The organism is Terrisporobacter sp. (genome assembly GCF_017888745.1).
Lineage (GTDB): Bacteria > Bacillota > Clostridia > Peptostreptococcales > Peptostreptococcaceae > Terrisporobacter.
In genome coordinates, this window is record NZ_JAGHFM010000287.1 from 1 (window position 1) to 9,408 (window position 9,408).

The window sequence follows — 9,408 nt, forward strand, 5'->3', positions numbered from 1 at the left end:
ATCAAATACTTTCTCTATAGTACCTGGTGCTTTAGGAAAAGATATGAATGAAAGAGTTACTAACTTATCAGCAATGATGGATGGATACTTCGGAGATGGAGCTCATCACTTAAACGTTAACGTATTCGATAGAGCTACTTTAGAAGATGCTATGGAACATCCAGAAAAATATCCTCAATTAACAATAAGAGTTTCAGGATATGCTGTTAACTTCATCAAATTAACTAAAGAACAACAATTAGATGTTATAAACAGAACATTCCACGGAAAAATGGCTTAATTTATAAGCTAACTATATACAAGTAAAAAGACTAAATTTATTTTAGTCTTTTTATTTTATCCTTTTGCAAATATTATTATAAATAATTAAAATAATAATAATAGATTTAACATAATAATAAAAAACTTTAAAAGATATAATACGAATATATATTAAAATAAAAGTACTCTATTTTACAATTTATAGATTTAATTTCTATGATTAATCTATAATCTGTTTTATATATATTCTTACCTTTTTTAGTTTTATAACTAAATTTAAGAGGTGTTAATATGACTACAGGAAGAATACACTCAATAGAAACATTTGGAACAGTAGATGGACCTGGTATAAGATGCATATTCTTTTTCCAAGGATGTCCATTAAAATGTAAATATTGCCATAATAGAGATACATGGGATGCTAAAATCGGAACTGAATACACAGCTGATGAATTAATAGAAAAAGCATCTAAATATAAATCTTATATGAAATCTTCAGGCGGTGGAATCACAGCTTCTGGTGGTGAGGCTACTTTACAAGCTGATTTCCTAGCTGAATTATTTGCTAAAGCTAAAGAAAATGATATCCATACTTGTTTAGATACTTCAGGATTTGTTGATATAGAAAGAATTGATAAAGTTCTTGATAATACTGATTTAGTATTACTTGATTTAAAACATATGGATGATGAAAAATCAAAAGAATTAACAGGTGTTAGTATTCAAAAAGCTTTAAAATTAGCAAAACATTTAGATGAAAGAAACATACCAGTTTGGATAAGACACGTTTTAGTTCCTGGAATAACTGATAGTGAAGATAATTTATCTAAATTAGGTGAATTTGCGGCTTCTTTAAACAACGTGGATAGATTTGAATTATTACCTTACCACAGTATAGGTATCCACAAATGGGAAAGCATGGGCATCGATTATGAATTAAAAGATGTTAGGGATGCAGACCAAGATGATGTAAAAAAAGCTAGCGAGATTATTGAAAGATACGGAATTAAAGTATTTAACAATAAATAATATAAGTTTATATAAAAAAAGAAGTCTTAACTAAGACTTCTTTTTTTATATTCATTAATTAAAATTCTATAACTTCTACTTCCATATTATCTATAGCATCTTGTATTAATTGTTCTACTTCTAAAGCTTTTTCAGAATCCTCAATTCTTTCTAATCTCGGTTTAGTCACAGGCTTCTTAGGAGCAAATACTGAACAACAGTCTTCTTCTGGTATTATAGATGTTTCAAAAGTATCTATTTTCTTAGCTATATCAATTATTTCAGTTTTATCCATAGCTATAAGTGGTCTAAATACCGGTAAACTAACAGATGCATTTGTACAAGTTAATCCTTGTATAGTTTGTGAAGCAACTTGACCTATACTTTCCCCTGTTATTAAAGCATCGCAACCTCTTTGTACCCCTACTCTTTCGGCTATTCTCATCATAAATCTTCTAGATATTATAGTCATTTCTTCATCTCTACAATTTAATCCAATAGATTTTTGTATTTCTAGTAAATTAACTTTATGAAGTCTTACTCTTCCACAATATTTAGCTAATATTCTAGCTAAGTCTTTTACTTTCTCTTGAGATTTTTCACTAGTAAAAGGATATGTATGGAAATGTATTGCTTCTACTTCCATACCTCTTTTAGCAACCATCCATGTAGCTACTGGTGAATCTATACCACCTGATAATAAAGACATGGCTTTACCATTTGTACCTATTGGAAGTCCACCATAACCAGGCACTGTATCAGTATAAACTACCACGTTATTTTCTCTAAGTTCACATTTTACTCTTGCTTCTGGGTTATTTATATCTACTTTTATTTTATCTCCTAACCTAGATAATAAATATCCACCTATATCTATACTCATTTCTTGAGAAGTTAATCTAAAAGATTTGTCTCCTCTTCTTGATTCAACTTTAAATGATTTAGCTCCATTATTTATTTTGTCTTCTAAAACTAAAAGCGCTGTTTCTTTTAATTTTTCGTAAGCTGTTTCCACAGTATCTTCATTAGTCTTAAGTATCTTTACAGCTGGACATACACCAACTACACCAAATACTTTTTTAACTTCTTCAACTACCTCTTCATATTCATAATCGCCTAAATCAACATAAACTCTTCCGTACTCTTTGTAAACATTAAATTTATCTATAGGCTTTAACATATTTTTTATATTTTTTATTAATTTATTTTCAAAGATATATCTATTTTTACCTTTTATTCCTATTTCTCCGTATTTTACTATAATTGAATTATACATTTTTCACCTCTTATTATCGTCTTTTTATTATCATTCTTAAATCATTTATAGATTCTTTTAAAACTTTAACAGTTTGTAAAATCTCTTCTTCTGTATTAAAATCAGATAAACTAAATCTTATCGCTCCTTCTATTTCATCAGGTTTAAGATTTATTGCATTTAATACATGGCTACCCTTTTTCTTAGAAGAACAAGCAGATCCAGTAGATACATATATTTTCTTTTGTTCTAAGAAGTGTAATAAAACTTCTCCTCTTATATTTTCAAAAGAAGCATTTAGTATGTGACATACTCCATCTTCTGGTGAATTTATTTTCACACCATCTATATTTTGTAATATTTCATCTTTTAATAAAGATTTTAAGATTTGTATTTTTTCAATCTTTTTATCTAAATCTTTATTCATTATCTCAACTGCTTTTCCTAATCCATATATACCTGGTACATTTTCTGTTCCAGATCTTACTCCGATTTCTTGTCCACCACCAGTTAATATAGGCTTTATCTTACTATTTTCTTTAATATACATAAATCCTATACCTTTTGGACCATGGAATTTATGACCACTTACAGTCATAAAATCAATATTATATCTTGTTGGTCTGAATTTAATTTTAGTGTAAGATTGAACTGCATCTACATGGAAATATATCTTTTGTTCTAAAGTTTTTAGATACTTTCCTATCTCTTCTATAGGCTGTATACTTCCTAATTCATTATTAACATGCATCGTAGAAATTAATATAGTACTTGGCTTAATTGCTTTCTTTAAATCTTCTATATTTATTTTTCCATTTTCATCAACTTCTAATAATGTTATTTCAAATCCTTCTTTTTCTAAATCGTAAAGTGTATTTAATACAGAAGGATGTTCTATATTAGTTGATATTATATGATTTTTAGTTTTTCTAAAATTATAAGCAACGCCTCTAATTATCGTATTATTAGATTCTGTACCTCCTGATGTAAAGAATATTTCTCTATCTTTTACTCCTAAGGTTCTAGCTATATTTTGCCTTACTTCTTTAATTTTTCTATCAACCTCTATACCTTTTTTATGTAGAGAAGATGGATTTCCGTATTCTGTAGTAAGGGCTTTAACCATTTCTTCTACTACTTCTTCATAAGGCTTTGTAGTTGCACTATTATCTAAATAAATTTCCATTTACTACACCGTCCTATATACTTTTTTTATTAATGTATACATCAATTTTGTTATCTAATAAATTCTGTCAAATATGTATATTTTCACATTAGCATTCTTTATTATACCATTTTTATACGCTTTTTTTAATGTTATACTTAAAGTTTTATAAAACCATATTATTTATATTAACATAATTTTGTAGAAATATAATTTTGTATGATTAAATTTTAAATTTTTATTGCATTTATTATCGAATATTGTTATTATATAAGAGTAGTTATCCCCTTGATAACCCAATTAAAGTTTCTATTCAAATACCCCTTTTTATGAATAGATATATATTATGTCTAAGACGAATTAGATTTAATTTATCAGAAAAAAAGAGCTTCCCCAGCTCTTTTTTTGTGCTTAAATTTAAACGAAAATATTATAAAATTATTTATTATATAATAATATTTTTTAAAAATATTTTGGTATAATTATATATAGTATTTAAATACAAGGAGGTAATATTATGTCTACAAGAAAAAAAGTAGCTATTGTATTTACTGGTGGAACTATTTCAATGACAATAGATGATGAAATTGGGGCTAATGTACCATCTTTATCTGGTCAACAAATTATGTCTATGGCAGCAGGTATTAGTACCGTTGCAGATTTTGAAGTTATAGACTTTGATGAAATACCAGGACCACATATGACACCAGAGAAACTTATGCAGTTAAAAAATTGTGTCCTTGAATTATTAGATAGAGAAGATATTTCTGGAGTTGTAATAACTCATGGTACAGATAGCTTAGAAGAAAGTGCTTTCTTCTTGGATTTAGTTATAAATCATGAAAAACCAGTTATAGTTACAGGTGCTATGAGAAGTAGCTCTGAGCTTGGTTATGATGGTTCAAATAACTTAGCATCTTCTGTATGTGTAGCTATATCAGAAAATGCTAAAAATAAAGGTGTTCTTGTTGTTTTAAATAATGAAGTTTTATTAGCCTCAGAAGCAACAAAAACAGATACTATGTCCCTAAATACGTTCCAGTCACCTGGTAAAGGTTCTTTAGGTATAGTAGATAGCAATCAACTTTTATTATTCAAAAATGTTGCACGCAGAACGTTCATAGACACTGATAGAGTAATGAGTAAAGTTGCTCTATTCAAATCAGGATTAGGTATGGATTATACATTTATAAATCATGCTGTAGATATGGGCTATAAGGGCATTGTAATAGAGGCTATGGGCCGTGGAAATATACCTCCACAAATGTATGAAGGAGTTAAATATGCTAGGGAAAAAGGAGTTATTGTTGTAATAACTTCTAGATGTTTACTAGGAAGAGTTTATGATTCTTATGGGTATCTAGGCTCTGGTAGAGATTTAAAGAATCTTGGTTGTATTTTTGCCGGTGATTTAAACGGTCATAAATCAAGAATAAAATTAATGTTAGCGTTAGGTAAATCTAATAATCTTGATGAAATTAGAGATTACTTTGAAAAAGGAATCTATTATTAAGGTTATTTAATTAATAAAATTTAGTATTATCCAATTTTAATAACAATATTATATTTACCTTCTTTATTACTAAATAATAATATTTATTAATTTTAAAACTAAATAAGAAAAATAAAAACTTCCAGGTAAACTTGGAAGTTTTTATTTTAATTTATTATAAAACTTTAGCTAAGAATTCTTTAGTTCTCTCATTAGCAGGATTATTAAATACATTTTCAGGCGTATTATCTTCTAATATATTTCCACCATCCACGAATACCACTCTATCTGCAACCTCTTTTGCAAATCCCATCTCATGGGTCACTATTGCCATTGTCATACCTTCATTAGCTAGCTCTTTTATAACATCTAAAACTTCTTTTACCATTTCTGGGTCAAGAGCTGATGTGGGTTCATCAAACAACATCATATCTGGCTCCATAGCTAAAGCTCTAGCTATAGCTATTCTTTGCTTTTGACCACCTGATAGTTGTGAAGGATACGAATTTTTTTTATCTAAAAGACCTACTCTTTCTAGTAACTTTTCTGCTTTTTTATTTGCTTCTTCCTTGCTTAATTTCTTTATTTTAATTGGTGCTAAAGTTATATTATCTAATACAGTCATATTAGGAAATAGATTAAAGTTTTGGAATACCATTCCTATATTTTGTCTTACTTCGTCAATATTCACTTTTTTATCAGTAATATCTTTACCTTCAAATATTATTTGGCCATCAGTAGGTTCTTCAAGTAAGTTCATACATCTAAGTACGGTACTTTTACCAGAACCACTAGGTCCCACTATTACAACTATTTCACCTTTACTTATTTCTAAATCTATTCCCTTTAATACATGTAAATTTCCAAATGATTTATGCAAATTTTTTAGTCTTATCATTTTATCACTATCCCCTAATTACTTAATTTGATTGAGCCAATTTCTTTTCTAATTTACCTACTAGCCAAGATAATATACTTGTTATTACTAGATACATTATAGCTGCGGCTATATATGGCTCAAAAGCTCTTGCTATTGAAGTTCTTACTATACCTGCTTTAAACATCAAATCTTGAACACCTATAACTGAGATTATTGCAGATTCTTTTACAAGTGTTATAAATTCATTTGCAAGGGCTGGTAATATATTTTTTATAGCTTGAGGTATTATTACAAATCTCATAGTATCCACATACCCAAGTCCTAAAGATCTACTTGCTTCCATTTGACCTTTATCAACAGATTGTATACCTGATCTAAATATCTCTGCTACATAAGCACTTGAATTTATGGATAATGCAAATGCACCTGTTACAAAATCACTAGATATAGGACCTATATCTGGAAATTGTACACCAAACTGAGGTAAGCCAAAATAAATAATAAAAATTTGTACAAATAAAGGTGTTCCTCTAAGTATGTGTACATATGCACTTGCAGGCCATTTCAATATTTTTAATTTTGACATTTTCATTAGACATATTAGTAATCCTAAAATAAATCCACATACTAAGGCTACTAATGAAATTAATATTGTGGTCTTTGCTCCTTCAAACATCAAACTGTAGTATCCATTTAATCTACTAAAATCCATTCTCCCATCTCCCAATCAGACTGTCTATTTTTCTGCTAATTTTAAAGCTTCTTGCATGTATTCATCCATCTTATTTTCATCTTTTAATCTTTTTATAGTATTATTTATAGATTCAACTAGTGATGTATTATCTACTTTTTCATTAGATTTTTTAATTGCTGCTGCTGTAGATTCTGCAACTTCTTTACCAACAGTAGTTTTACCTATTGCTAATCCATCATATTGACCTATATTTATATTTGCAACATTTTTACCAGTTACTATAACATCTATATTGCCATTTTGTAAATCTAACATTAAATCAGGCATTCTTTTTAATTGTTTTGCATCAGTTATACCTAAATCACCAGTTATAAAATCTGCTTGAGTTGTTCCACTTTGAACGCCAACTTTTAATTTCTTTAAATCATCCTCAGATTTTATTGAATCTTCTTTTCCTTTTTTAACTATACAAACATTGCTATCTTCATAAAATAATTCAGAGAAATCTACACTTTTCTTTCTTTCTTCATCTGGAGTCATTCCTGATAAAACTATATCTACTTTTTCTGCTTCTAAAGCTCCTAGTAAACCATCAAAATCCATGTCCTTGTACTCAACTTTTACACCTAAATCTTTTGCTATTTCTTCAGCCATAGTTATATCAAAACCAACGATTTTATCTTCTCCATCAATTTGCTTATGGAATTCATAGGGAGCATAATCAGCACTTGTTCCAACTACTAATACTCCTGCATCTTTAATTTGTTGAAGTTTTTCAACAGTTCCTTCTCCCTCATTACTACCACTTGAACATCCTACTAATGAAATTGTCATCATTGCTCCTAATGTTAAACCTAATAATTTTTTTAATCCTTTCATTTTACATATCCCCCTTTATAAACTTTCATTACAATTAAAAAAGTCTCTTAGTCATTAGACTAAGAGACGAATTAACCGCGTTACCACTCTTCTTGATAAAATTCACTAGGCTCATATGACCAATGAGATGACTTCGTTTCCACTTCAGTCAAATCCGTTGCTCAAAACAAAGCAATTAGAATTTTATCCTCTCAAACCTTTAAGGCAGGCGCTACCTATTATCATACTTAATTTCCGATAATCTTCTCCAAAGCTCTCTTCACTCTAAACTCCATTATTAGGCTCACACCAAACCCCAACTCGCTGAAACTTTATTTAGGCTACTCTCTTTTTCCTAGAATTTCCATACATTTGAAATTATTAATATTATTGTAGTTTCACAAAATTAATTTGTCAATAATAAATTTTCAGATTTTTCATTTTTTTATTTATAATTTTTCTATAATATTATTTCTGATACATAGTTTATAATCTAAAGTTTTCTCTGTATCTTTAAATTTTACTTGAACCATACTTCCATCTTTTCCAACAATTCTACCATCTTTAAAAGTCTTATGATAAATTTTATCACCTATTTTTATACTATTAATTTCTTCCTTTGTTGGATTTTTTATCTCATCTAAAAATCTAGATTTAAAAGCCTTTTTTCCATATTTATTTATTGGAGAGCTTAAACATAAACTTTCCTCAGCTCTTGTCATTCCAACATACATAAGCCTTCTTTCTTCTTCAATTTGTTCAAGTTTTTTCACTTCATCATCTATATCATAAGATTTTTCATGAGGTATAGTTCCCTCATTAATTCCTATGATATAAACATATCTAAATTCTAATCCTTTTGCACTATGCATAGTAGTAAATACTACTCCATCTAATTCTTTATTATGATGATTTTGTGATAATTCTTCTTTAACTTTTTCAATATGTGTTAAGTATTCTTCTATAGTGTCAAAATTTGATGCAGAACTTTCAATTTCGTTCAAAATCTCTATTAGACCATTGGTTTTAATTTTTCTATTCATACAATAATCTAAAATATATTTATCGTATTCTAAAGTAGTTCTTATATACGATATAGCGTCTTGCGGACATTGATGTTTTAAATATCCTATATCAATATCCAAATCATTTATTGTTTTGACTTGTTTTGGGTGAAGATTGCACTTTGTAATTAATCCATTTACAAAATCTTTTTCATCCTTAACTTGATTTATATTGTCTCTAGACACATATCTAAATGGTTTATTTATTATTCTTATCCAATCTTCATTTGTATTTTGTCTTACACTAATTTTTAGATATGATAAAATATCTCTTGCTGCCCAATGATCATAGATTGTAACTATAGAATCTTTTATAGTAAATGGTATTCTCATATCCATAAACACATCTACCAAAGCTCTAGATTGAATATTAGTTCTGTAAATTACTGCAAAATCACTATATTCTACATAATCCTTTTTTATCTCTTCTAAAATTTCTTTTCCAATTTGTATAGCTTCATCCTCAGAATCATTAGGAATAAGATATTTTACTATTCCACCTGATCCTCTATTACATTTTATAGTCTTATCATACCTACTAATATTTTTTTGGATTAATTTATTAGACACATTTATTATTTCTTTTTGTGACCTATAGTTCATGTCTAACAATATTTTTTCTGTTCCAGTAAAAATTTCCTCGAATTGAAGTAAAAAATCTGGCCTCGCTCCTCTAAATCCATAAATACTTTGGTCTTCATCTCCAACAACAAATATATTATTATTAGGAT

9 protein-coding genes and 1 other annotated feature are annotated in these 9,408 nt (G+C 28.2%); of the genes, 3 read left to right on the plus strand and 6 right to left on the minus strand.

Going from position 1 to position 9,408, the window contains the following annotated elements:
* Together J7G74_RS12885 and pflA are read left to right on the plus strand one after the other, a co-directional pair.
* On the plus strand, window positions 1-280 hold a 280-nt coding region (locus tag J7G74_RS12885; protein ID WP_297136067.1), incomplete at its 5' end, for a glycine radical domain-containing protein.
* Between the two features lie 272 nt (window positions 281-552).
* Window positions 553-1,290, plus strand: a complete 738-nt coding sequence (gene pflA, locus J7G74_RS12890) for a pyruvate formate-lyase-activating protein (protein ID WP_297136068.1) — start codon at window positions 553-555, stop codon at window positions 1,288-1,290.
* 58 nt (window positions 1,291-1,348) lie between these two features.
* Here the strand turns inward: pflA and thiI are convergent, their stop codons facing one another.
* The gene (gene thiI, locus J7G74_RS12895; RefSeq protein WP_297136070.1) at window positions 1,349-2,545 is read right to left on the minus strand and encodes a tRNA uracil 4-sulfurtransferase ThiI; all 1,197 of its coding nucleotides are present in this window, start codon (window positions 2,543-2,545) and stop codon (window positions 1,349-1,351) included.
* Window positions 2,546-2,558: 13 nt separating this feature from the next.
* Window positions 2,559-3,710, minus strand: coding sequence for a cysteine desulfurase family protein (locus J7G74_RS12900; RefSeq protein ID WP_297136072.1), 1,152 nt, complete (start codon window positions 3,708-3,710; stop codon window positions 2,559-2,561).
* Between the two features lie 496 nt (window positions 3,711-4,206).
* Here J7G74_RS12900 and J7G74_RS12905 point away from each other — a divergent pair, with 496 nt between their 5' ends.
* Complete coding sequence (locus J7G74_RS12905; protein ID WP_297136073.1) at window positions 4,207-5,202, plus strand: asparaginase; 996 nt, start codon at window positions 4,207-4,209, stop codon at window positions 5,200-5,202.
* Window positions 5,203-5,356: 154 nt separating this feature from the next.
* On the opposite strand, the gene J7G74_RS12910 is transcribed toward J7G74_RS12905, so the two are convergent.
* The 4 genes from J7G74_RS12910 to J7G74_RS12925 form a co-directional block, all read right to left on the minus strand.
* Window positions 5,357-6,079: an amino acid ABC transporter ATP-binding protein gene (locus tag J7G74_RS12910; protein WP_297136075.1), complete on the minus strand. Its 723-nt coding sequence runs from the start codon at window positions 6,077-6,079 to the stop codon at window positions 5,357-5,359.
* 22 nt (window positions 6,080-6,101) lie between these two features.
* Complete coding sequence (locus J7G74_RS12915; protein WP_297136077.1) at window positions 6,102-6,773, minus strand: amino acid ABC transporter permease; 672 nt, start codon at window positions 6,771-6,773, stop codon at window positions 6,102-6,104.
* A gap of 24 nt (window positions 6,774-6,797) precedes the next feature.
* Window positions 6,798-7,634 carry a transporter substrate-binding domain-containing protein gene (locus J7G74_RS12920; RefSeq protein WP_297136079.1) on the minus strand — a complete coding sequence of 279 codons (837 nt, stop codon included), beginning with the start codon at window positions 7,632-7,634 and terminating at the stop codon, window positions 6,798-6,800.
* Between the two features lie 59 nt (window positions 7,635-7,693).
* Window positions 7,694-7,979 (minus strand) — a binding site (T-box leader).
* 83 nt (window positions 7,980-8,062) lie between these two features.
* Window positions 8,063-9,408, minus strand: a 1,346-nt coding sequence (locus J7G74_RS12925) for an ATP-dependent helicase (RefSeq protein WP_297136081.1), incomplete at its 5' end; no start/stop codon positions are given.